This is a genomic window from Streptomyces sp. NPDC030991 (genome assembly GCF_055571235.1).
In genome coordinates this window covers 112,645-134,339 of the sequence record NZ_JBVIFR010000022.1, presented here as the reverse complement: position 1 = coordinate 134,339, position 21,695 = coordinate 112,645, and the positions used below count along the sequence as shown (strand labels likewise).

The 21,695-nt window shown below is 72.9% G+C and carries 18 protein-coding genes and 1 pseudogene; 13 read left to right on the top strand and 6 right to left on the bottom strand.

Annotated elements, in window-relative coordinates; translation table 11 throughout:
* The first annotated feature begins 3 nt into the window (after positions 1-3).
* Both ACZ45E_RS32315 and ACZ45E_RS32310 read left to right on the top strand, forming a co-directional pair.
* Positions 4-2,460, top strand: coding sequence for a helicase-associated domain-containing protein (locus ACZ45E_RS32315; RefSeq protein WP_468227629.1), 2,457 nt, complete (start codon positions 4-6; stop codon positions 2,458-2,460).
* 118 nt (positions 2,461-2,578) lie between these two features.
* Entirely contained in the window at positions 2,579-4,222 is a 1,644-nt protein-coding gene (locus ACZ45E_RS32310) for a DNA repair helicase XPB (protein WP_468227627.1), read from the top strand.
* Here ACZ45E_RS32310 and ACZ45E_RS32305 read toward each other — a convergent pair.
* Both ACZ45E_RS32305 and ACZ45E_RS32300 read right to left on the bottom strand, forming a co-directional pair.
* On the bottom strand, positions 4,174-5,226 hold the full coding sequence (locus ACZ45E_RS32305; protein WP_468227669.1) for a glycosyltransferase 87 family protein: 1,053 nt from the start codon (positions 5,224-5,226) through the stop codon (positions 4,174-4,176). The two genes, ACZ45E_RS32310 and ACZ45E_RS32305, sit on opposite strands and share 49 nt — an antisense overlap.
* Positions 5,227-5,535: 309 nt before the next feature.
* On the bottom strand, positions 5,536-7,797 hold the full coding sequence (locus tag ACZ45E_RS32300) for a heavy metal translocating P-type ATPase (RefSeq protein WP_468227624.1): 2,262 nt from the start codon (positions 7,795-7,797) through the stop codon (positions 5,536-5,538).
* Between the two features lie 186 nt (positions 7,798-7,983).
* Between ACZ45E_RS32300 and ACZ45E_RS32295 the strand changes: the two are divergent.
* Together ACZ45E_RS32295 and ACZ45E_RS32290 are read left to right on the top strand one after the other, a co-directional pair.
* Positions 7,984-8,313 (top strand): annotated as a pseudogene (locus tag ACZ45E_RS32295) (hypothetical protein); the annotation flags it as partial.
* A 66-nt stretch (positions 8,314-8,379) separates the two neighbouring features.
* Complete coding sequence (locus tag ACZ45E_RS32290; RefSeq protein ID WP_468227621.1) at positions 8,380-9,078, top strand: copper homeostasis protein CutC; 699 nt, start codon at positions 8,380-8,382, stop codon at positions 9,076-9,078.
* A gap of 319 nt (positions 9,079-9,397) precedes the next feature.
* Here the strand turns inward: ACZ45E_RS32290 and ACZ45E_RS32285 are convergent, their stop codons facing one another.
* On the bottom strand, positions 9,398-11,389 hold the full coding sequence (locus tag ACZ45E_RS32285) for a HelD family protein (RefSeq protein WP_468227666.1): 1,992 nt from the start codon (positions 11,387-11,389) through the stop codon (positions 9,398-9,400).
* A gap of 419 nt (positions 11,390-11,808) precedes the next feature.
* Between ACZ45E_RS32285 and ACZ45E_RS32280 the strand changes: the two genes are divergently transcribed.
* From ACZ45E_RS32280 to ACZ45E_RS32270, 3 genes are all read left to right on the top strand, one after another.
* On the top strand, positions 11,809-11,931 hold the full coding sequence (locus tag ACZ45E_RS32280; RefSeq protein WP_468227618.1) for a hypothetical protein: 123 nt from the start codon (positions 11,809-11,811) through the stop codon (positions 11,929-11,931).
* Between the two features lie 77 nt (positions 11,932-12,008).
* On the top strand, positions 12,009-12,659 hold the full coding sequence (locus tag ACZ45E_RS32275; protein WP_468227616.1) for an HD domain-containing protein: 651 nt from the start codon (positions 12,009-12,011) through the stop codon (positions 12,657-12,659).
* Between the two features lie 80 nt (positions 12,660-12,739).
* On the top strand, positions 12,740-13,987 hold the full coding sequence (locus ACZ45E_RS32270; RefSeq protein ID WP_468227663.1) for a Cmx/CmrA family chloramphenicol efflux MFS transporter: 1,248 nt from the start codon (positions 12,740-12,742) through the stop codon (positions 13,985-13,987).
* Between the two features lie 89 nt (positions 13,988-14,076).
* Here the strand turns inward: ACZ45E_RS32270 and ACZ45E_RS32265 are convergent, their stop codons facing one another.
* Positions 14,077-14,343: a DUF4031 domain-containing protein gene (locus ACZ45E_RS32265; protein WP_468227614.1), complete on the bottom strand. Its 267-nt coding sequence runs from the start codon at positions 14,341-14,343 to the stop codon at positions 14,077-14,079.
* A gap of 7 nt (positions 14,344-14,350) precedes the next feature.
* Positions 14,351-14,731 (bottom strand): hypothetical protein, encoded by a 381-nt coding sequence (locus tag ACZ45E_RS32260; protein ID WP_468227611.1) that lies wholly within the window; start codon positions 14,729-14,731, stop codon positions 14,351-14,353.
* 52 nt (positions 14,732-14,783) lie between these two features.
* Here ACZ45E_RS32260 and ACZ45E_RS32255 point away from each other — a divergent pair, with 52 nt between their 5' ends.
* The 6 genes from ACZ45E_RS32255 to ACZ45E_RS32230 all read left to right on the top strand — a co-directional run bounded on the left by ACZ45E_RS32255 (position 14,784) and on the right by ACZ45E_RS32230 (position 19,854).
* Entirely contained in the window at positions 14,784-15,713 is a 930-nt protein-coding gene (locus tag ACZ45E_RS32255) for a MurR/RpiR family transcriptional regulator (protein ID WP_468227609.1), read from the top strand.
* A gap of 631 nt (positions 15,714-16,344) precedes the next feature.
* The gene (gene murQ / locus ACZ45E_RS32250; protein WP_468227606.1) at positions 16,345-17,307 is read left to right on the top strand and encodes an N-acetylmuramic acid 6-phosphate etherase; all 963 of its coding nucleotides are present in this window, start codon (positions 16,345-16,347) and stop codon (positions 17,305-17,307) included.
* Between the two features lie 43 nt (positions 17,308-17,350).
* On the top strand, positions 17,351-18,895 hold the full coding sequence (locus ACZ45E_RS32245; protein WP_468227603.1) for a PTS transporter subunit EIIC: 1,545 nt from the start codon (positions 17,351-17,353) through the stop codon (positions 18,893-18,895).
* A gap of 59 nt (positions 18,896-18,954) precedes the next feature.
* On the top strand, positions 18,955-19,164 hold the full coding sequence (locus ACZ45E_RS32240; RefSeq protein WP_468227602.1) for a Txe/YoeB family addiction module toxin: 210 nt from the start codon (positions 18,955-18,957) through the stop codon (positions 19,162-19,164).
* Positions 19,165-19,280: 116 nt separating this feature from the next.
* Positions 19,281-19,490, top strand: coding sequence for a DUF397 domain-containing protein (locus tag ACZ45E_RS32235; RefSeq protein WP_468227599.1), 210 nt, complete (start codon positions 19,281-19,283; stop codon positions 19,488-19,490).
* A gap of 85 nt (positions 19,491-19,575) precedes the next feature.
* A complete protein-coding gene (locus ACZ45E_RS32230) occupies positions 19,576-19,854 on the top strand; it encodes a hypothetical protein (protein ID WP_468227597.1) in 279 nt (92 codons plus the stop codon).
* A 120-nt stretch (positions 19,855-19,974) separates the two neighbouring features.
* Here ACZ45E_RS32230 and groL read toward each other — a convergent pair whose 3' ends face one another.
* Positions 19,975-21,600: a chaperonin GroEL gene (gene groL, locus ACZ45E_RS32225; protein ID WP_468227594.1), complete on the bottom strand. Its 1,626-nt coding sequence runs from the start codon at positions 21,598-21,600 to the stop codon at positions 19,975-19,977.
* Positions 21,601-21,695 lie beyond the last annotated feature (95 nt).

Sequence of the window (21,695 nt, the reverse complement as noted above, 5' to 3'; positions counted from 1 at the left end):
CAGATGAGCCCCAACGAGCAGAGCCCGGCGGCGACCACGACGACCCCGTCCGCCCCGCGTTCCCTGGCGGAAGCCCTCCGCGCCAGGGACGACGCCTCCTTGGCGCGCCTGCTGCGCGCCCGCCCGGACCTGCTCGGCCCGGTTCCGAACGATCTGACCCAGTTGGCCACCCGGGCCGGTACCCGCGCCTCGGTGGTGCGGGCGCTGGACCACCTGGACCGGTTCACGCAGCAGGTGGCGCAGGCGCTGTCGGTGATCCCGGAACCGACGGCGTACGGAACGCTGCTGAGCCTGCTGCCGGGCGAGCACGCGGAGCGGGCGCTGCCGGGCGCGGTGGCGACGCTGCGCGAGCAGGCGCTGCTGTGGGGCGCGGACGACCAGCTCCGTCTCGTCCGTACGGCCCGCGAACTGCTCGCGCCGGGCCCGCAGCACCCGTCGCCCACCGGTCTCGGCCCGACGGTCGCGGAGGCCACGGCCGGTATCTCCCCGACCCGGTTGCAGGAGATCGTCGCGGCGGCGGGCCTGTCGTCGACGCACGACAGTGTCTCGGCGGTGGCGGCGCTGACCGGGCTGTTCACCGATCCCGACCGGATGTCGGCGTTGCTGGACGAGGCGCCCGTGCAGTCCATCGACGTACTGAACCGGCTGTTGTGGGGGCCGCCGTACGGGCAGGTGACGGCGCAGCCGGCGGCGCATCTGCGCTGGCTGCTCGATCGCGGGCTGCTGCTGCCGACGTCGCCGGGGACGGTGGTGCTGCCGCGCGAGGCGGCGCTGCACCTGCGCGGGGGCCGGGCCCACCGTGAGCTGGAGCCGGTGGCGCCCGCGGTGGTGGAGAAGGCGGTGCACCGCCCGCAGGTGGTGGACGCGGCGGCGGCCGCGCAGGCGTACACCGCGCTGGCCACGGTCGAGGAGCTGCTGAAGGACTGGGACGAGGGCGGCCCCGCGGTGCTGCGGGCCGGCGGGCTGAGCGTGCGGGACCTGAAGCGCACGGCGTCGGCCCTGGACTGCACGGAACCGCAGGCGGCCTTCTGGGTCGAACTGGCCTACGCGGCGGGTCTGCTGGCGCCGGACGGGGAGGCCGACGAGCGGTACGCGGCGACGCCCGCGTACGACACGTGGCTGGAGCGGCCCCCGGCGGAGCGGTGGACGCGGCTCGTGCGGGCCTGGCTGCCGGCGACGCGCACGGCGGGTCTGGTCGGCGGCCGGGACGGCAAGGACCGCACGCTGTCGGCGCTCGGCCCGCACCTGGACCGTTCGGCGGCGCCCGAGGTGCGGCGCCGGGTCCTGACGCTGCTGGCCGGTCTGCCGGAGGGGACGGCGCCCGACCCCGAGTCGATCGTGGCGAGGCTGACCTGGGAGCGGCCCTCGCCCGCGGCCCGGGAGCTGCGGACGCGGCTGGCCCGATGGACGCTGTCGGACGCCGAGTTCCTCGGTGTGACGGGCCGGGGGGCGCTGTCGGCGCACGGCCGTGCGCTGCTGGAGCAGGACCAGGACCCCGCCGAGCGGGCCGTGGCGACGGCGAGAGCGGAGGCGCTGATCGGCCCGCTGCTGCCCGACCCGCTGGACCATGTGCTCCTCCAGGCGGACCTCACGGCGGTGGCCCCTGGCCCCCTGGTGCGCCCGCTGGCGGACGCCCTGTCCGTCCTCGCCGACGTGGAGTCGAAGGGTGGGGCGACGGTGTACCGGTTCACGCCGGGCTCGGTGCGGCGCGCGCTCGACGCCGGGCGTACCGCGTCCGACCTGCACGCCTTCCTCGCCAAGCACGCCCGTACGCCGGTGCCGCAGCCGCTGACGTATCTGATCGACGACGTGGCCCGGCGCCACGGGCATCTGCGGATCGGGGCGGCGTCGGCGTACGTCCGCTGTGACGACGACGCGCTGATGGGCGAGATCCTCGCGGACAAGCGGGCGGCGCCGCTGCGGCTGCGCCGGCTCGCCCCGACGGTCCTCGCGGCCCAGGTGGACCCGGGGACGCTCCTGGAGGGCCTGCGCTCGATGGGGTTCGCGCCGGCCGCCGAGACCCCCGAGGGCGATGTCCTGATCACGCGCGCCCATGCGCACCGGACGCCGCCGCGCACGGCCCCCGAACCGGTCCCGGACGGGCCCGCGCTGCCCGACGGTACCCTGCTCGACGCCGCGATCCGGGCGATCAGGGCGGGGGACGCGGCGGCGACCGCGCCCCGCAAGGAGCCTCGCGAGGAGGCGATGCCGGCCCGTCCGGCGGACGGGTTCCCGCGCACGGCGGCGGCCGAGACGCTCGCCACGATGCAGGCCGCGGTCCTCACCGGCGACACCCTCTGGATCGGTTACGTGAACGCGGAGGGCGCCGCCAGCCAGCGCGTCATCGCCCCGATCCGGGTCGAGGGCGGCTTCGTGACGGCGTACGACCACACGGCCGAGGAGGTACGCACATATCCGCTGCACCGGGTGACGGGCGTCGCGGAGCTCTCCGAGCAGTAGCCGTAGGCGCGGGAGCGGCGGGGGCGACCTGGGTCACTCCGCGCATCGCCCGGCATGCGGCACACTGGACGTTTGGCCACACCCAGCCAGGCTGGCCCATGCAGAAAGGGTGCCGCGTGTGAACGGTCCACTCATCGTCCAGTCGGACAAGACCCTGCTTCTCGAGGTCGACCACGAGCAGGCCGGCGACTGCCGCCGGGCGATCGCCCCGTTCGCCGAGCTGGAGCGGGCCCCGGAGCACATCCACACGTACCGGCTGACGCCGCTGGGACTGTGGAACGCGCGGGCGGCCGGGCACGACGCGGAGCAGGTCGTGGACGCGCTGGTGCAGTTCAGCCGGTATCCGGTGCCGCACGCGCTGCTGGTCGACATCGCCGAGACGATGGACCGCTACGGCCGCCTCACCCTCTCCAAGCACCCGGCGCACGGCCTCGTCCTGACGTCGACGGACCGGCCCGTCCTGGAGGAGATCCTGCGCTCCAAGCGGGTGCAGCCGCTGGTCGGTGTCCGGATCGACGCCGACTCCGTGGCCGTGCACCCCTCCGAGCGCGGCCAGATCAAGCAGACGCTGCTCAAGCTGGGCTGGCCGGCCGAGGACCTCGCCGGGTACGTGGACGGCGAGGCGCACGCGATCGAACTGGCGGAGGACGGCTGGGCGCTGCGCCCGTACCAGAAGCAGGCGGTGGAGGGGTTCTGGCACGGCGGCTCGGGCGTCGTCGTCCTGCCCTGCGGCGCGGGCAAGACGCTGGTCGGCGCGGGCGCGATGGCGCAGGCCAAGGCGACCACGCTGATCCTCGTCACGAACACGGTCTCGGCCCGCCAGTGGAAGCACGAGCTGGTCAAGCGCACCTCGCTCACCGAGGAGGAGATCGGCGAGTACAGCGGTACGAGGAAGGAGATCCGCCCGGTCACGATCGCCACGTACCAGGTGCTGACGACGAAGCGGAAGGGTGTCTACCCGCACCTGGAGCTCTTCGACTCCCGCGACTGGGGCCTGGTCGTCTACGACGAGGTGCACCTGCTGCCCGCGCCGGTCTTCAAGTTCACGGCCGACCTCCAGGCGCGCCGCCGCCTCGGCCTGACCGCGACCCTGGTCCGCGAGGACGGGCGCGAGTCGGACGTCTTCTCGCTGATCGGCCCGAAGCGGTTCGACGCGCCGTGGAAGGAGATCGAGGCGCAGGGGTACATCGCGCCCGCCGACTGCGTCGAGGTCCGCGTCAACCTCACCGACGCCGAGCGGCTCGCGTACGCCACCGCGGAGGCCGAGGAGAAGTACCGCTTCTGCGCGACGACGGCGACGAAGCGCAAGGTGACCGAGGCCCTGGTCCGTAAGCACGCGGGCGAGCAGACCCTCGTCATCGGCCAGTACATCGACCAGCTCGACGAGCTGGGCGCCCACCTGGACGCCCCGGTCATCAAGGGCGAGACGACGAACGCGGTGCGCGAGAAGCTCTTCGAGTCGTTCCGGCAGGGCGAGATCTCCGTCCTCGTCGTCTCGAAGGTCGCGAACTTCTCGATCGACCTGCCCGAGGCGACGGTCGCCATCCAGGTGTCGGGCACGTTCGGCTCGCGCCAGGAGGAGGCCCAGCGTCTCGGCCGGGTGTTGCGCCCGAAGGCCGACGGCCACGAGGCCCGCTTCTACTCGGTCGTCGCCCGCGACACCATCGACCAGGACTTCGCGGCGCACCGCCAGCGTTTCCTGGCCGAGCAGGGTTACGCGTACCGGATCGTCGACGCCGACGAGCTGCTCGCCGAGGGCTGACGCAGCGCCACGAGGACGAGGCCGAGGCCGAGCAGCGGGTAGGGGGACGCCAACGGCTGCTGCCACCAGGCGAGTCGCAGATCCAGGTCGCCCTGGTGGGGCAGCAGCCACATGGTGCGGGCGGTGAAGAGGAGCGCCACGGCGACGGTCGTACGGCGATGGCCTCCCGCCCACAGGACCACGAGCAGCGGGACGCACCACACCCAGTGGTGGGTCCAGCTGACGGGTGAGACGAGGAGCGCGGTGAACGCCGTGAGGGCGATGCCGTGCGCGTCGGTGCGGGCGCGCGCGGCCGCGTACAGCCCCGCGAGGGCGACGAGGAGCGCGGCCGGCACCCAGAGCGGGCCCGGTTCGGTGGTGTGCAGCGCGCGGTCGATCATGCCGTGCAGCGACTGGTTGTCGACGATCCACGCCTTGCCGACGCGGCCGGTCTCGTAGAGCCGCCGCGTCCAGAACTCCCGGCTGGCGCCCGGCAGTACGAGCGCGCCGAGCGCCACGGTGCCGGCGCAGCCCGCCGCCGCGTACGCCGCCTCCCGGCGGCGGCCGGTGAGGAACAGGTAGGCGATGAAGACGGCCGGGGTGAGCTTGACGCCGGTCGCGACACCGAGGGCGATGCCCTTGCCGCGGGCGCCGTCCGGCCGGGCCAGGTCGCCGAGGACCAGGCAGGCGAGGACGAGGTTGACCTGCCCGAACAGGACGGTCTGGAAGACGGGTTCGAGCCACAGCGCCCCGGCGGTGACGGCACAGGTCGCGGCCCGCGTGGGCCGCAGCCCCGCCAGGCGGCAGGAGAGGTGGACCAGGACGGCGGTGAGGGCGATGTTGCCGAGGAGGAAGCCGGCCTTGAGGACAGGCAGCGGCACCAGGGCCGCCGGCACGAAGAGGAGCGCGGCGAACGGGGGGTAGGTGGCGGGCAGTTCCCAGGCGGTGACGGTGAACCCGTAGAGGTCGCGCCCTCCGTGCGCGGCGGCGGCACCTTCGGCCCGGTAGACGAGGAGATCCGCCATGGGGGCGTGCTGGGCGGCACAGAGGACGAGGAACGCGGTGACGGAGAGGGCGAGGAGAAGGTAGGAGGTGCTGGTGCTGATGTTGTTACTGGCGGTGGGGGCGGCGGGGGCGATGGAGACGTTGCGTGTGGTGTGCGTCACGCTCAGCGACGATAGGGCAGTCCGGAAACCTGGCGCTTGAGGAGCGGGGTCCGGCGGAGGCCCCTATCCAGCCCCTCCGGCGCTTGACCCCCTGCCCAGCCCCTCCGGCGTTTGAGGAGCGGGGTCCGGGGCGGAGCCCCGTGGCCTGGGCGGGGCGCCGCCGCCGAGCTAGAAGCCCGCCCGGAACCGGCGGAGCCGCAAGCTGTTCCCCACGACGAACACCGAGGAGAACGCCATCGCGGCCCCGGCGATCATCGGATTCAACAACCCCGCCGCGGCCAGCGGCACCGCCGCCACGTTGTAGGCGAACGCCCAGAACAGGTTGGACCGGATCGTGCGAAGCGTCCCCCGCGCCAGCCGTATCGCATCGGCCGCCGAGCGCAGGTCACCCCGGACGAGCGTAAGATCCCCCGCCTCGATGGCCACGTCCGTCCCCGTCCCCATCGCGAGGCCCAGATCGGCCTGGGCGAGAGCCGCCGCGTCGTTGACGCCGTCGCCGACCATGGCCACCGAACGCCCTTCCGCCTGGAGCCGCTTGACGACGTCGACCTTGTCCTGGGGCAGGACCCCGGCGATGACGTCCTCGGGCGCGATGCCGACCTCGGCGGCGACCGAACGGGCCACCGCCTCGTGGTCCCCGGTCAGCAGCACCGGCCGCAGACCGAGCGCGCGGAGCCGGCGGACGGCGTCGGGGCTGGTCTCCTTCACCGCGTCGGCGATCTCCAGGACGGCGCGGGCCTCCCCGTCCCAGGCCACGGCGACGACCGTACGGCCCGCGGCCTCGGCGGCGGACTTGGCGCGGGCGAGACCGGCGGGCAGCCGGATCTCCCACTCGGCGAGGAGCTGTTCGCGGCCGACGAGGACGGCGTGGCCGTCGACGACGCCCTGGACGCCGAGCCCGGCGCTGTTCGCGAAGTCCTCGGGGGTGGGGAGCGCGCCGACCCGGGCGGTCGCACCGGCCGCCACGGCCTGCGCGATCGGATGCTCGGAGGCGTGCTCCAACGCGCCCGCGAGCCGCAGGACCTCGTCCTCGGAGGTGTCGTCGGCGACGTGTGTGGCGAGGAGGGTCATCCGGCCGGTGGTGACGGTGCCGGTCTTGTCGAGGACGATCGTGTCGACCTTGCGGGTGCTCTCCAGGACCTCGGGGCCCTTGATGAGGATGCCGAGCTGGGCGCCGCGTCCGGTGCCGACCATGAGCGCGGTCGGCGTGGCCAGGCCCAGGGCGCACGGGCAGGCGATGATCAGCACGGCGACGGCGGCGGTGAACGCGGCGGTCAGGCCCGCGCCGCTGCCGAGCCAGAAGCCGAGCGTGGCGAAGGACAGCGCGATGACGACCGGTACGAAGACGGCGGAGATCCGGTCCGCGAGGCGCTGCGCGGCGGCTTTCCCGTTCTGCGCGTCCTCCACCAGCCGTGCCATGCGGGCGAGTTGGGTGTCGGCGCCGATCCGGGTGGCCTCGACGACGAGCCGGCCGCCGACGTTCAGCGTGGCCCCGGTGACCGTGTCGCCGGCCGCGACCTCGACCGGCACGGATTCCCCCGTGAGCATGGCGGCGTCCACGGCGGACGTCCCCTCGACGACCGTGCCGTCGGTGGCGATCTTCTCCCCGGGACGTACGAGGAAACGGTCGCCCGCCCTCAACTCGCCGACCGGCACGGTCACTTCACGCCCCCCGTCCCGTACGACGGTGACGTCCTTGGCGCCCAGTTCGAGCAGGGCCCTGAGCGCGGCGCCCGCCTTCCGCTTGGAGCGCGCCTCGAAGTAGCGGCCCGCGAGGATGAAGGCCGTCACTCCGGCCGCGGCCTCCAGGTAGATGTTCCCCGCGCCGTCGCCGCGCGCGATGGTCAGCTCGAAGGGGTGCGTCATGCCGGGCTCGCCGGCCGTGCCGAAGAACAGCGCCCACAGGGACCACAGGAACGCCGCCGACGTACCGACCGAGATCAGCGTGTCCATCGTCGCGGCGCCGTGCCGCGCGTTCGTGGCCGCCGCCTTGTGGAAGGGCCAGGCCGCGTACGTGACGACGGGCGCGGCCAGGGTGAGCGAGAGCCACTGCCAGTACTCGAACTGGAGGGCGGGGACCATCGCCATGGCGACGACCGGGACGGCGAGGACGACGGCGGTGACCAGCCGCCGGCACAGTGAAGCCAGTTCATCGGCTCCGCCGGCCGGCTCGGCCCCCTGCTCCCGCACCGCCGGGGGCGTGGGTTCCCGTGCCGTGTAGCCGGTGGCCTCCACCGTAGCGATCAGGTCCGTGACCTGGACCCCGTCGCCGAAGGAGACCTTCGCCTTCTCGGTCGCGTAGTTGACGGTCGCCTCGACGCCGTCCATCCGGTTGAGCTTCTTCTCGATGCGGGCGGCACACGACGCGCAGGTCATGCCGCCGATGGCCAGTTCCACCGAAGCGGGTGGGGCGGCGGTCCGCGTCGACATGGTGCCTCCTGGGTGACGGATGGACGGGTACCCGGGGCGGGTACCCGGCAATGCGTCCCCTTTATACCCCCAGGGGGTATCAATCGCAAGGTTCGCAGCGGCTTGACCTAATACCCCCCGGGGGTACCGCGCGAGCCCTGGAGGTCCGGTCGCCGAGAGGATCACCGCTTTCGCCGCCGCCACCTTCGGTTACCCGCGTACTCGGCGACGGCCCGCATCGCGGGCGGTGACGAGGGCCGGCCGCGGCCGGGCGCGGCGAGCGGACTGACCCTGCGCGTCAGCGAGGACGGGCGGCCCGTCACCGATCCGGAGCCGTACCTCGGTGCGTACGGGCACTTGGTCGCGCTGCGCTCCGGCGACCTCGCGTACCTCCACGTTCACCCGCACGACGGCAGGGCGGGGCCCGGGGTTTCCTTCACGGCGACCGCGCCGAGCGTGGGGACGTACCGGCTGTTCCTGGACTTCAAGCACGGCGGGGAGGTCAGGACGGCTGCGTTCACGGTGCACGCGGCGTAGGCTGAGCGGGACATTGGACTAGACCTGTCTCCGGTGCCCCGGGCAGGTCGTCGCGACAGGAGCCTCATGAGCAAGCGTGCAGTCCTGGAGGTGATCGCCCTCGACGCGCGGGACGCGATCGCCGCCCAGGCCGGGGGTGCGGACCGTCTGGAGCTGGTCACCGACATGGCGGCGGACGGGCTGACGCCGCCGGTGGAGACGTTCGCGGCGATCCGCGGCGCCGTGGACATCCGGCTGCGCGTGATGCTGCGGCTCACGGACGGTTTCTCGGCGGGCGGCCCCGGCGGGGTGGAGGCGCTGGTGACGGCCGCGCGGGCGCTCCGCGCGGAGGGGGCGGACGAGTTCGTGCTCGGGTTCCTCGACGAGCAGGGCAACCCCGATCTGGGCGCCGTCGAGCGGGTCGTGGCCGAGCTGGACGGGTGCGCGTGGACGTTCCACCGGGCCATCGACCGGGCCGCGGACCGGGATGCTCTGCGCAAGCAGCTGGCGGATCTGCCGGGGCTCGACACGTATCTGACGGCCGGGTCCGCGGAGGGGGTCGACGCGGGGCTCGGGGTCCTGGTCGCCGAGGCGGCGCGCACCGGTGAACCCGGCTACGAACAGCAGGTCCTGGTCGGCGGTGGGCTCCGCCTCGACCATGTGCCGGGACTGCGGGCCGCCGGGGTCTCCGGGTTCCACATCGGTGGGGCGTCGCGGCCCGGCGGGTGGGACGGGCCGGTTTCCGCGGACGCGGTGCGGGTGTGGCGGGAGGCGCTGGACGCCTGAGGCGTCCGGCGCCTCATCTCTTCTGGGCTGCGGGGGCGCGGGCCGCTTGTGCCGGTCCCGTGGCCCGGGGTTCAGCCGCCGTCCTGGCGCCTTCGATCCCGGCCGCGGGTTCGTCGTGGTTGCTCGCGCCGTTCCCCGCGCCCCTAAAGGGCCGCCCGCCGTCTCCGTGGCGCCTTCGATCCCGGCCGCGGGTTCGTCGTGGTTGCTCGCGCCGTTCCCCGCGCCCCCAAAAGCCGCCCGCCGTCGCTTGTCCGTCGTGGTTGCTCGCGCCGTTCCTCGCGCCCCCAAAGGGCCTGGAGCGTGGGCCCGAAAGCGCGTCCTACTGGGGGGTCGTGGTTTCGAGGAGAGGGGTGAGCTGGGGTGGGAGAGGGGTCGTGTGGGTGATCGCCAGGCCGGAGACCGCTCGGGTCAGTGCTACGTACAGGCGGCGCAGGCCCGTGCGTTCGTCGGGCTCGGCGTGGACCACCGCCGTGGGTTCGTCCAGGACCACGTAGTCGTACTCGAGGCCCTTGGCCAGCGACGCGGGCACCAGGGTGAGGCGGGAGTCGGCTGTCGTCTCCTCGCCCGGGGCGAGGTACGCCAGCCCCGCCGCCTCCAGCGCGGCGCCGAGCGCCCCGCACCGCGCGTCCGCCGCGATCAGCCCCACCGAGCCCTCGCGCTCCAGCGCCCGCTCGCACGCGGCGACGACCTCCGCCGGGCCCGACACCGTACGGATCTCGAACGCCCCGGGGTTCTCCCGGACGGACTCCACCGGGGCGAGCCCGGGCGCGATGGCCGGCAGCAGCCGCGACGCGTACGCGATGACGTCCGACGGCACCCGGAAACCGGCCGTCAGCTCCTCCACCACCGCGTCCGGCTTGCCCAGGTGGGCCAGCGCCTCGGCCCAACTCCGCGTCGCCCAGGGTGTGGTGCCCTGCGCGAGGTCACCGAGGACGGTCACGGAACCGGTCGTCGCGCGCCGCCCCACCGCCCGGTACTGCATCGGCGACAGATCCTGCGCCTCGTCGAGGACGACGTGCCCGAGCGAGTGCGTACGCGCGACGAGATCGCTCGCCTCGTCGATCAGCACGGCGTCCGCGGCGGACCATCTGGCGCTCTTCGTGCTCCGCGGGGGCTTCTCCCACAGCAGGGCCTTCTGCTCCTCCGCGTCGAGCAGCCCGGCCGCGTGCTCGGCGAGGAACTCCGCGTCGGAGAGGAGCCGCAGCACCAGCCTGGCCGGGTCGACGGCCGGCCACACGGCCTTGACCACGGCCTTCACGGCGGTGTTGCGCGCGACCGCGTCCTGCACCCGGTCGTCCGGCGCCTCACCCGCCCGCTCCATCTGGACGAGCACGGCGTGCGCGATGCGCTGCGGCAGGGCGTCGCGCGCGGCCCCGTACCGCATGTCGCGCTCCATCAACTCCCGCACGATCGACTGGAGTTCGTACGAGGCGACGCGCCAGCGGCGTGAACCGCGTACGACCACGACGCCCTCGGACGGCGGCGTGATGTGCGAGCGCAGCGCGCGCCGCACCACCTCGGCCATCCGGGCGTCCCCCTTGACCAGGGCGGACCCGGCGCTGTCGGTGCCGCGCACCGCCACCTGCGCGACGAGGTCGTCGACCGTCGCCTGCTTGACCTCCAACTCGCCCAGCGCGGGCAGCACTTGCTCGATGTAGTGGAGGAAGGACGCGTTCGGCCCGATGACCAGCGTGCCGGTGCGGGCGAGCCGCTCGCGGTGCGCGTACAGCAGGTACGCGACCCGGTGCAGGCCCACGGCGGTCTTGCCGGTGCCGGGCCCGCCCTGCACGCACACCGACCCGGCGAGCCCGCCGCGCACGATCTCGTCCTGCTCGGGCTGGATGGTGGCGACGATGTCGCGCATGGGGCCGACACGCGGCCGCTCGATCTCCCGCTGGAGCAGCTTGCTGGTCCGCTCGACCTCGGCAGGGTCGGAGAGGTGCTCGTCCTCGTACGCGCTCAGCTCGCCGCCGGTGTAACCGAAGCGGCGGCGCAGCGCGACATCCATCGGGTCCTTCTTGGAGGCCCGGTAGAACGGCTGGGAGACGGGCGCGCGCCAGTCGATGACCATCGGGTCGCCGCCGGCGTCGTGCACGTGCCGCCGCCCGATGTAGAACTGCTCGCCCTCGGCCCCCTCGGCCAGTTCCGTCCCGGGGGCGTGCAGGTAGTCGAGGCGGCCGAAGAACAGCGGCGTGTGGCTCAGGTCGGCGAGGGACTTGATCCGCTCGTCGATCTGGCGTTGCAGCACCTCGGCGTTGACCCAGTTCGCGGTGACGTCACGGATGTCCAGCGCCTCCGCGTCCTCACGCATGGCGCGCAGCGCGGCCCGGGACGAGTCGAGATGCGCGCGTTCGCGGTCCAGCGGCGAGGGCGGCGTTGACGTTGACGGGCTCACGGGGTGGTGCCTCCGGCTCCAGGTCCACGCGTACGTGCATCACGTGGAGGGTGGCGGCAGACGTGGCTGCGCCCATGTGATGCACGTACGCGTATGCGACGGGGTCCGGCCGGTTTCCGTCCGGTCGGCGGCGCTCCGGCCACCGCGATCACGGTGGCGGGAGGCGGGCGGACGCGCGAGTGTACGGGACGGACGGGTGCCCGTGCCAACGGGTTTCCGCCCCCGCAACCCCAGGGGCGTCTCGGGGTCGCCCTCCGCCGAAAGTCGTACCCCGCGCACCCCGTTTACCTCGCGGGACGGATGTGCGCGCGCGGCCGGGATCGCATCCTGGACTCATGACTACTTCGACCTTCACGCGAGCAATCCGGGCCTTCGCCACGGCGGCGTTCAGCGTTGTCGTCCTGGGCGACTCCGGCCGTTCCCTGTACCGCGAGGCCGGGGTCGCCGAGCGTCACTGACCCCGTCCGGGGGAGCCCTCCGGGGGCCGCCGTACGGGGTCTGCGGTCATGGCCCACGGTAGGGCTAGGGTCGTGGCATGACGCACGAGTACGAGGAACTGCGCGAGCACTGGGCCCGCACCCTGCGCGCGACGACAGGCGCTCCGGACACCGACCCGTACCCGTACGCCGACCGTCTGCTGGCCCGCTGGGCCGAGCCGCAGCGCAAGTACCACACGACCGACCACCTCGCGGCGGTCCTCGCCCGGATCGACGTACTGGAGGACCACGCGGCCGATCCGGCGCTGGTGCGGCTGGCGGCCTGGTTCCATGACGCGGTGTACCGGCCGGACCGTTCCGAGAACGAGGAGCGCTCCGCCGAACTGGCCGAACGGGCGCTCACGGAGGCAGGGCTGACGGCCTGTCAGGTGGCGGAGGTCGCGCGCCTGGTGCGTCTCACGGTCAGCCACGACCCGGCGGACGGCGACACCAACGGCGAGACCCTGTGCGACGCCGACCTGGCGATCCTGGCCGCGCCCCCGGAGGCGTACGCCGCTTACACCAAGGCGGTCCGCGAGGAGTACGCCTTCGTCCCGGACGAGGCGTTCCGCGAGGGCCGGGCGGCGATCCTGCGCCAACTCCTCGACCTGCCCCGGCTGTTCCGCACCCCGCACGCCGCGGCGAACTGGGAGTCCCCGGCCCGCGAGAACCTCACGACGGAACTCGACCTCCTGGACACGTCCCGCTGACCGGCCGCCGGGGCGGGCCGGGCGGGAATGCCTCCTCCGCACCCCCGGTTGCCCCAGACATGCAGCAGAACCCCACCCGCATGCCCCTGGCCGTCTACATGCTCGGGCTGAGCGTCTTCGCGCTCGGCACGAGCGAGTTCATGCTCTCCGGCCTGCTCCCGGCGGTCGCCGACGACATGGACGTCACGATCCCGCAGGCCGGCCTGCTGATCTCGGCGTTCGCCATCGGCATGGTGGTGGGCGCCCCACTGCTCGCCGTGGCCACGCTGCGGCTGCCCCGCCGCACCACCCTGATCACGCTGATCTCCCTGTTCGGCCTGGGCCAGATCGCGGGCGCGCTGGCCCCGTCCTACGCGGTCCTGTTCGCGTCCCGCGTCGTCTCGGCGCTCGCCTGTGCCGGGTTCTGGGCGGTGGGCGCGGCGGTCGCCATCGCGATGGTGCCGGTGAACCAGCGGGCCCGCGCGATGGCCGTGATGATCGGCGGCCTGTCGATCGCGAACGTCCTGGGCGTCCCGGCGGGCGCCTTCCTGGGCGAGGGGCTCGGCTGGCGCGCCGCGTTCTGGGCGGTGGGCGGGGCCTCGGCGATCGCCCTCGTCGGCATCCTCACGCTCGTCCCGCCGATCCCCGTCCCGGCCGAGCGCCCGCGGCTCAGGCGCGAGCTCGCGATCTACCGGGACCGCCAGGTCTGGCTCTCCGTCGCGGTGACGGCGCTCGCCGCGGGCGGCGTCTTCTGCGCGTTCAGCTATCTCTCGCCGTTCCTGACGGACGTGGCGGGGCTGCCGGAGAGCTGGGTCCCGCTGGTCCTGGGCCTGTTCGGGGCCGGCGCCCTGGTCGGTACGGTGATCGGCGGCCGGGTCGCGGACGCGCACCTCTTCGGGGTCCTGCTGACCGGCATCGCGGCGTCGACCGTCTTCCTGGCCGCGCTCGCCGTGCTCGGGCAGGCGGGGTTCGCCGCGGTGGCCCTCTCCTTCCTGCTGGGCCTGTCCGCCTTCTACACGGCCCCGGCGCTCAACGCCCGGATGTTCAACGTCGCGGGCGCGGCCCCCACCCTGGCCGGCGCCACCACGACCGCCGCCTTCAACCTCGGCAACACGGGCGGCCCCTGGCTCGGCGGCACGGTCATCGACGCCGGCCTCGGCTACCCGGCCACCGCGTGGGCGGGCGGCGCGATGACGCTGGCCGCGCTGGCCCTGACCGCGCTCTCGCTGCGCCTGCACCGCCGGACACCGTCGAGGATCGTGACGGGGGTACGCGCCAAGTCCCTGCCGGGCGCGGAGCAGCGGCCGGGGGCCACCGGCGTCGATCAGCGCGCCCGGCCGGGGAGCTGAACCGGCGGACAAGCGATGTGGGCCGGTTCTTCGGCTGGCTCGGCGGAAGAGCTATGCGGGCCGCCCCTTGAGCTGAATTGGCGGACAAGCTAGGCGGGCCGCCCCTTCGGTCGCCTCAGCCCCGCGGCCGTGATCCTGCGGACGAGTTCCTTCGAACCGACCGCGACGGCCCCGGCGCGCACCGCGTCCTCGTAGCGGTGCGAGGGGATGTCGTAGTGGTCGCGCTCGAAGGCGCGGCGCGGGGCGCCCAACCGCTCGGCGAACGCGTGGAGTTCGTCGAACGAGACGTCGCTGACCAGGTGTGACCACATGCGGCCGTGTCCTGGCCAGGTCGGCGGGTCGATGTAGACGGTCACCCGCCCGTCACCCCGCGACCGTGCCGAGCGAGCCCACCGGGGCCACCACCACGCCCGCCTCCGAGCAGACCCAGTGCGGGTCGGCGCCCAGCTCGGGTTCGACGTCCAAGGCGTGCGGGCCCTCCGTGTCCGAGCCGGGGCCGCACACCGGGCAGAGCGGCCAGCGGCCGTAGCGCTCCAGAAGCCCGTCCTTGACGTCCTGGGCGACGAGCCCGGCGACGTACTCGACACCCTCCGGCCACTGCTCGACCCACCAGCAGCGTTCGGTGATCGACTCCTCGACGAGCGAGACGACGTCCGGGTCGGCGGCGTCCACCGCCTTCAGGTCGGCGAGGACGAGCGCGCGGGCCGCGTGCAGGGCCTGTTCCAGGGGGCTGATGGTGTCCATGCAGCAATTGTGCGCCCTTGACCCTCCAGCGTTTTGAAAATATCTTTCAGGCGTGAGCTATGACGTGAAGGAAAGTTTCTCGAACGACGCGCCGCCGGCCCCCGCGGCCCTCGCGGCCAAGGTGCGTACCCTCGCGCCGTCGATGACCCGCTCGATGCAGCGGGTCGCCGAAGCCGTCGCCGCCGACCCGGCCGGCTGCGCGGCCCTCACGGTCACCGGCCTCGCCGAGCTCACCAGCACGAGCGAGGCGACGGTCGTGCGCACCGCCCGCATCCTCGGCTACCCCGGCTACCGGGACCTGCGCCTCGCGCTCGCCGGGCTCGCCGCCCAGCAGCAGTCGGGCCGGGCCCCCGCCGTCACCGCCGACATCGCCGTCGACGACCCGATCGCCGACGTGGTGGCCAAGCTCGCCTACGACGAGCAGCAGACCCTCGCCGACACCGCGGCCGGACTGGACACCGTGCAGCTCGGCGCCGCCGTGAGCGCGCTGGCCGGCGCCCGCCGCGTCGACGTGTACGGCGTCGGCGCCTCCGGGCTCGTCGCCCAGGACCTCGCGCAGAAGCTGCTGCGCATCGGCCAGGTCGCCCACGCGCACTCCGACCCGCACCTGGCGATCACCAACGCGGTGACCCTTCGCTCCGGTGACGTGGCCGTCTCCATCACGCACTCCGGCGCCACCGGCGACGTCATCGAGCCGCTGCGCTTCGCCTTCGAGCACGGCGCGACGACCATCGCGATCACCGGGCGGCCCGACGGTCCCGTCTCGCAGTATGCCGACCACATACTCACCACCTCCATCGCCCGCGAGAGCGAGCTGCGGCCCGCCGCGATGTCGTCCCGCACGAGTCAGCTCCTGGTCGTGGACTGCCTGTTCGTGGGCGTCGCCCAGCGCTCCTACGAGACGGCGGCGCCCGCCCTCTCGGCCTCCTACGAGGCCCTGGCCCACCGCCACCGCTCCGCTCCGCGGGGAGCCAGATCATGAACCCGGGGTCTCATCGGCCCCCCGCGCCCCCAGGAATCGCGTCCGTCCGCGGCCCCGGTGGGGCTTCTCGCGCAGTTCCCCGCGCCCCCAGAAGCACTTCGTCCGCACCCCCGGTGGGGGCTGATCGCGCAGTTCCCCGCGCCCCTGGAATCGCGTCCGTCCGCGGGCCCGGTGGGGCTTCTCGCGCAGTTCCCCGCGCCCCTGAGGCATGCGGCTTCGCCGCTGCCCCATGGACGCACGACCTGCGCCCCTCTGAGACAGCGCACGAAGTGCGCACCTCAGGGGCGCGGGGAACTGCGCGACCAACCCCCACCGGGCCCGCACCCGACACACAACCCCCCAGGGACGCGCACGAAGTGCGCACCTCAGGGGCGCGAGGAACTGCGCGAGCAACCACGACGGCGCCGCACCCGACACACACCCCAGGGACACGCACGAAGTGCGCACCTCAGGGGCGCGAGGAACTGCGCGAGCAACCACGACGGCGCCGCACCCGACACACAACCCCCAGGGGCGCGGGGAACTGCGCGAGAAGCCCCCACCCCACCCACCCCGGGCCGACACATGAGCCCGCTCCCGGCGGACGCCACCCCGTAGAACAGCCACCCGCACCAGAAAGAGCCCCCCGAACATGACCACCACCGACGCCACCCCCTCCGCCGAAGGCGACTACCGCGAGCTGCAGGCCCAGCTGGCCACCCTCACCACCGAGGCCTTCCGCCCCGAGCTCGCCGAGATCGACCAGCAGTCCACGCTGGAGATCGCGCGGATCATGAACGGCGAGGACGCCACCGTCCCCACCGCCGTCGCGGCCCAGCTGCCACGGATCGCCGCCGCGATCGACGGCACGGCCGAGCGCATGGCCCGCGGCGGCCGCCTGATCTACGCGGGCGCCGGCACGGCCGGCCGGCTCGGAGTCCTGGACGCGTCGGAGTGCCCGCCCACCTTCAACACCGACCCGGGCGAGGTCATCGGCCTGATCGCGGGCGGCCCGTCGGCGATGGTCACCGCGGTCGAGGGCGCCGAGGACTCCAAGGAGCTGGCGGCCGAGGACCTGGACGCGCTGAAGCTGACGGCGGACGACGTGGTCGTCGGCGTCTCCGCCTCCGGCCGCACCCCGTACGCGATCGGCGCCGTCGAGCACGCGAAGGCCCGCCACGGCGCGCTCACCATCGGCCTGTCCTGCAACGCGGACAGCGCCCTCGCCGCCGCCGCGGACCACGGCATCGAGGTCGTCGTCGGCCCGGAGCTGCTCACCGGCTCCACCCGGCTGAAGGCGGGCACGGCGCAGAAGCTCGTCCTGAACATGCTGTCGACGATCACCATGATCCGGCTCGGCAAGACGTACGGGAACCTCATGGTCGACGTACGCGCCTCCAACGAGAAGCTGCGGGCCCGCTCCCGCCGGATCGTCTCCCTGGCCACGGGCGCCGACGACGCCGCCATCGAGGCCGCGCTCGCCGCGACGGACGGGGAGGTGAAGAACGCGATCCTCGTCGTCCTCGGCGAGGTCGACGGGCCCACGGCGGCCCGCCTGCTGGCCGAGTCCGACGGCCATCTGCGCGCCGCGCTCGCCGCGGCCGTCACGTCTTGACCCCATCCCCCGGTACTCCCGTACAGAGCAAGGCACCACGCACATGACCGAGAACAAGAACCGCGCCATCGCCGCCGCGATCCTCCCGCTCGTCGGCGGCGCGGCGAACGTCACCTCCGTCGTCCACTGCATGACCCGGCTCCGGCTGGGTCTGGCGGACCGTTCGCTCGTCCAGGACGAGGCGCTGAAGGCGCTCCCCGACGTCATGGGCGTCGTCGAGGACGAGACCTACCAGATCGTTCTCGGCCCCGGAAAGGTCGCCCGGGTCACCCCGGAGTTCGAGACGCTGGTGGCGGAGGCGGCAGCCGACGCCCCGGCCCCGGCCCCCGCGCCCGGCACCGCGCCCGCCACCGTCCCCGCACCCGGCACGACCGCCGCCGAACTGGCCGGCCGGGGCGCCGAGTTGAAGGCGGCCCGGAAAGCGAAGAACGCGACGCCGGTCAAGCTGTTCCTGCGCCGGATCGCCAACATCTTCGTACCGCTGATCCCGGCCCTGATCGGCTGCGGCATCATCGCGGGCATCAACGGACTCCTCATCAACCTGGAGTGGCTGCCCGGCGTCACGCCCGCCCTCGCGGCGATCGCCTCCGGCTTCATGGCGCTCATCGCCGTCTTCGTCGGCTACAACACGGCGAAGGAGTTCGGCGGCACCCCGATCCTCGGCGGCGCGGTCGCGGCGATCATCGTGTACGCGGGCGTCGCGAACATCTCGGCGTTCGGCCAGAAGCTCAGCCCGGGCCAGGGCGGTGTCCTCGGCGCGCTCGGCGCGGCGGTCCTCGCGGTCTACGTCGAGAAGTGGTGCCGCAAGTGGGTGCCGGAGGCGGTCGACGTCCTGGTCACCCCCACCCTCACGGTCCTCGTCTCCGGGCTGGTCACGATCTTCGGCCTGATGTACGTCGCCGGTGAGATCTCCACCGGCATCGGTACGGCGGCCAACTGGCTCCTGGACAACACGGGCGCGTTCGCCGGCCTGGTCCTGGGCGGCCTCTTCCTCCCCCTGGTCATGCTCGGCCTGCACCAGGCGCTCATCCCCATCCACACCACCCTGATCGAGCAGCAGGGTTACACGGTGCTCCTGCCCATCCTGGCGATGGCGGGCGCGGGCCAGGTCGGCTGCGCGATCGCGGTCTTCAAGCGGCTCAAGCACAACACGTCGATCCGTACGACGATCAAGTCGGCGCTCCCGGCGGGCTTCCTGGGCGTCGGCGAGCCGCTCATCTACGGTGTCTCGCTCCCCCTCGGCCGCCCGTTCGTCACGGCGTGCGTCGGCGGTGCGGCGGGCGGCGCGTTCGTCGGGCTGTTCTCGATGCTCGGCACGAAGGTCGGCTCGACCGCGATCGGCCCGTCCGGCTGGGCCCTGTTCCCGCTGCTCAAGGGCAACCACGGCCTGGGCACCACCTGCCTGATCTACGGCGGCGGCCTCCTGATCGGCTACGCCGTCGGCTTCCTCGCCACGTACTTCTTCGGCTTCAGCAAGGAGATGCTGGTGGAGCTGAACGCGGACGTGGACGCGGGCGAGTCCCCGGCGGCCCGGGCGGAGGCCGAGCCCGGCGACTCCGTCCCGGCGGCGGAACCGGCGAAGGTCTGACCCCTTCTCGCCTCCCGCAACGCGCGGGGCCGCTCCTCACGGAGCGGCCCCGCACACATATGTACGGCCTTGCCCCCGCCCGCACCCGCACCCGCACGTATAAGGACATCGACCGCAACGGCAACGAGGGCATCGGCAAACCAGACCCCCTGAGGCACGGCTTTCAGGGGTACTGGTCCCGCCGGATCACCGACGAGCACCGCCTCCTGTACAAGATCGCCGACGACGAGATCCGCATCGCCGACTGCCGATACCACTACGAGAGGTGACGCCCATGGGCCCCGCTCACGGCAGCCGCCCCTCCTGGACGATCTGCTCAGGGCCACCGCACTCACCCCGGAACAGTCCCTGGCCCTGATCTCGTCAGTGGCAGAGGATTACGAGCATGAAGATCACAGGCCCCGAGCTTGACCTGGCCTCGGCCACTTGGCGCAAATCCACATACAGCGGCGGCAGCGGCGGCGAGTGCCTTGAGATCACCCACGACCACCCCGGACTGATCCCGGTCCGCGACTCGAAGAACCCCGCCGGACCGAAGCTCGTGCTCCGGGCGGAGACCTGGTCCGCGTTCGTCGCCGACCTGCGGCGCGGCTGACCCGGACGGTGCCCGGCGCGGCCCCGGGCCCGAACCGAAACGCGCTCCGCATGCGGCTCGCCGCGCCCTCCCGCATCCTGGGCCCATGGCTGAGAGCACTTTCTCGAAGATCTCCTGGACCGAGTTCCGCCCCGACCAGCGGCGTCTGGTCACCGGCGCGGCGCTGACCGGCGCGGGCATGCTCGTCGCCGCGGCGGGCGTCGGCGTACTGGTCTACGAACTCGCCCGCGCGGGCCGCACCTGGACCGGCGGCTGGCAGGTGCCGCCGACGGAGCTGGCGTCCCGCGCCTTCCACCAGGCGCAGAGCGCGGCGCAGGCGGGCCGTGACGCCTGGGCCAGCTACCAGGAGTCACCGGTCCGCTAGGGCTTGCCCTCCGCCCCCACGAGCGCCCCCACAGAACGCCCGAGGGCGGCACCCCCTCGTGAAGAGGAAGTGCCGCCCTCGGGAACGAACAGACAAGCTGAACCAGGTCGGTGACCGGGATCAGAAGTCCATGTCACCGCCCGGCATGCCGCCCGGAGCGCCGCCGGCAGCGGCCTTCTCCGGCTTGTCGGCGATGACGGCCTCGGTGGTGAGGAACAGCGCGGCGATCGACGCGGCGTTCTGCAGCGCGGAGCGCGTCACCTTCGCCGGGTCGATGATGCCCTCGGCGATCATGTCGACGTACTCACCGGTCGCGGCGTTCAGGCCGTGACCGACGGGCAGGTTGCGCACCTTCTCGACGACGACGCCACCCTCGAGACCACCGTTGACGGAGATCTGCTTGAGCGGGGCCTCAAGGGCGAGCTTCACGGCGTTGGCGCCGGTCGCCTCGTCACCCTCGAGCTCCAGCTTCTCGAAGACCGCGGAGGCCTGGAGGAGGGCCACGCCACCACCGGCGACGATGCCCTCTTCGACGGCCGCCTTCGCGTTGCGAACGGCGTCCTCGATGCGGTGCTTGCGCTCCTTGAGCTCGACCTCGGTCGCGGCACCGGCCTTGATGACCGCAACACCGCCGGCGAGCTTCGCCAGGCGCTCCTGCAGCTTCTCGCGGTCGTAGTCGCTGTCCGAGTTCTCGATCTCGGCGCGGATCTGGTTGACACGACCCTGGACCTGGTCGCTCTCACCGGAGCCGTCGACGATGGTCGTCTCGTCCTTGGTGATGACGACCTTGCGGGCGCGGCCGAGCAGGTCGAGACCGGCGTTCTCCAGCTTGAGGCCGACCTCCTCGGAGATGACGGTGCCACCGGTGAGGATGGCGATGTCGCCGAGCATGGCCTTGCGGCGGTCACCGAAGCCGGGCGCCTTGACGGCGACGGACTTGAAGGTGCCACGGATCTTGTTGACGACCAGGGTCGACAGGGCCTCGCCCTCGACGTCCTCGGCGATGATCAGCAGCGGCTTGCCGGACTGCATGACCTTCTCGAGCAGCGGAAGGAGGTCCTTCACGTTGCCGATCTTCGAGTTGACGATCAGGATGTACGGGTCGTCGAGCGACGCCTCCATACGCTCCATGTCGGTGGCGAAGTACGCCGAGATGTAGCCCTTGTCGAAGCGCATACCCTCGGTGAGCTCGAGCTCCAGACCGAAGGTCTGGGACTCCTCGACGGTGATGACGCCTTCCTTGCCGACCTTGTCCATGGCCTCGGCGATGAGCTCGCCGATCTGGGTGTCGGCGGCGGAGATGGAGGCCGTCGAAGCGATCTGCTCCTTGGTCTCCACGTCCTTGGCCTGCTCGAGGAGGGCGGCGGAGACGGCCTCGACGGCCTTCTCGATGCCACGCTTGAGGGCCATCGGGTTGGCACCGGCGGCCACGTTGCGCAGACCCTCGCGCACCAGGGCCTGGGCCAGGACGGTCGCGGTCGTCGTGCCGTCACCGGCGACGTCGTCCGTCTTCTTCGCGACCTCCTTGACCAGCTCGGCGCCGATCTTCTCGTACGGGTCCTCGAGCTCGATCTCCTTGGCGATGGAGACACCATCGTTGGTGATCGTGGGGGCGCCCCACTTCTTCTCGAGGACGACGTTGCGACCCTTGGGGCCCAGGGTCACCTTGACGGCGTCGGCGAGCTGGTTCATGCCGCGCTCGAGGCCGCGCCGTGCCTCCTCGTCGAACGCGATGATCTTGGCCATGTGAAGTGGTCCTCCCGGACGGGGTGGAAAAGCAAGCAAACGGACCGTGCTGGTGCCCGCGACGGACGGCCCCCGAGCCTTGTGGTTCCTTGCCC

What these genes read in the sequence shown, in the direction of transcription:
- ACZ45E_RS32315 (WP_468227629.1), top strand. Translation starts at nt 4, where the DNA reads ATGAGCCCCAACGAGCAGAGCCCGGCGGCGACCACGACGACCCCGTCC.
- ACZ45E_RS32305 (WP_468227669.1), bottom strand. Translation starts at nt 5,226, where the DNA reads ATGGCGGATCTCCTCGTCTACCGGGCCGAAGGTGCCGCCGCCGCGCAC.
- ACZ45E_RS32300 (WP_468227624.1), bottom strand. Translation starts at nt 7,797, where the DNA reads ATGTCGACGCGGACCGCCGCCCCACCCGCTTCGGTGGAACTGGCCATC.
- ACZ45E_RS32290 (WP_468227621.1), top strand. Translation starts at nt 8,380, where the DNA reads ATGAGCAAGCGTGCAGTCCTGGAGGTGATCGCCCTCGACGCGCGGGAC.
- ACZ45E_RS32285 (WP_468227666.1), bottom strand. Translation starts at nt 11,389, where the DNA reads ATGCGTGAGGACGCGGAGGCGCTGGACATCCGTGACGTCACCGCGAAC.
- ACZ45E_RS32280 (WP_468227618.1), top strand. Translation starts at nt 11,809, where the DNA reads ATGACTACTTCGACCTTCACGCGAGCAATCCGGGCCTTCGCCACGGCG.
- ACZ45E_RS32275 (WP_468227616.1), top strand. Translation starts at nt 12,009, where the DNA reads ATGACGCACGAGTACGAGGAACTGCGCGAGCACTGGGCCCGCACCCTG.
- ACZ45E_RS32270 (WP_468227663.1), top strand. Translation starts at nt 12,740, where the DNA reads ATGCCCCTGGCCGTCTACATGCTCGGGCTGAGCGTCTTCGCGCTCGGC.
- ACZ45E_RS32260 (WP_468227611.1), bottom strand. Translation starts at nt 14,731, where the DNA reads ATGGACACCATCAGCCCCCTGGAACAGGCCCTGCACGCGGCCCGCGCG.
- murQ (WP_468227606.1), top strand. Translation starts at nt 16,345, where the DNA reads ATGACCACCACCGACGCCACCCCCTCCGCCGAAGGCGACTACCGCGAG.
- ACZ45E_RS32245 (WP_468227603.1), top strand. Translation starts at nt 17,351, where the DNA reads ATGACCGAGAACAAGAACCGCGCCATCGCCGCCGCGATCCTCCCGCTC.
- ACZ45E_RS32240 (WP_468227602.1), top strand. Translation starts at nt 18,955, where the DNA reads ATGTACGGCCTTGCCCCCGCCCGCACCCGCACCCGCACGTATAAGGAC.
- ACZ45E_RS32235 (WP_468227599.1), top strand. Translation starts at nt 19,281, where the DNA reads ATGAAGATCACAGGCCCCGAGCTTGACCTGGCCTCGGCCACTTGGCGC.
- ACZ45E_RS32230 (WP_468227597.1), top strand. Translation starts at nt 19,576, where the DNA reads ATGGCTGAGAGCACTTTCTCGAAGATCTCCTGGACCGAGTTCCGCCCC.
- groL (WP_468227594.1), bottom strand. Translation starts at nt 21,600, where the DNA reads ATGGCCAAGATCATCGCGTTCGACGAGGAGGCACGGCGCGGCCTCGAG.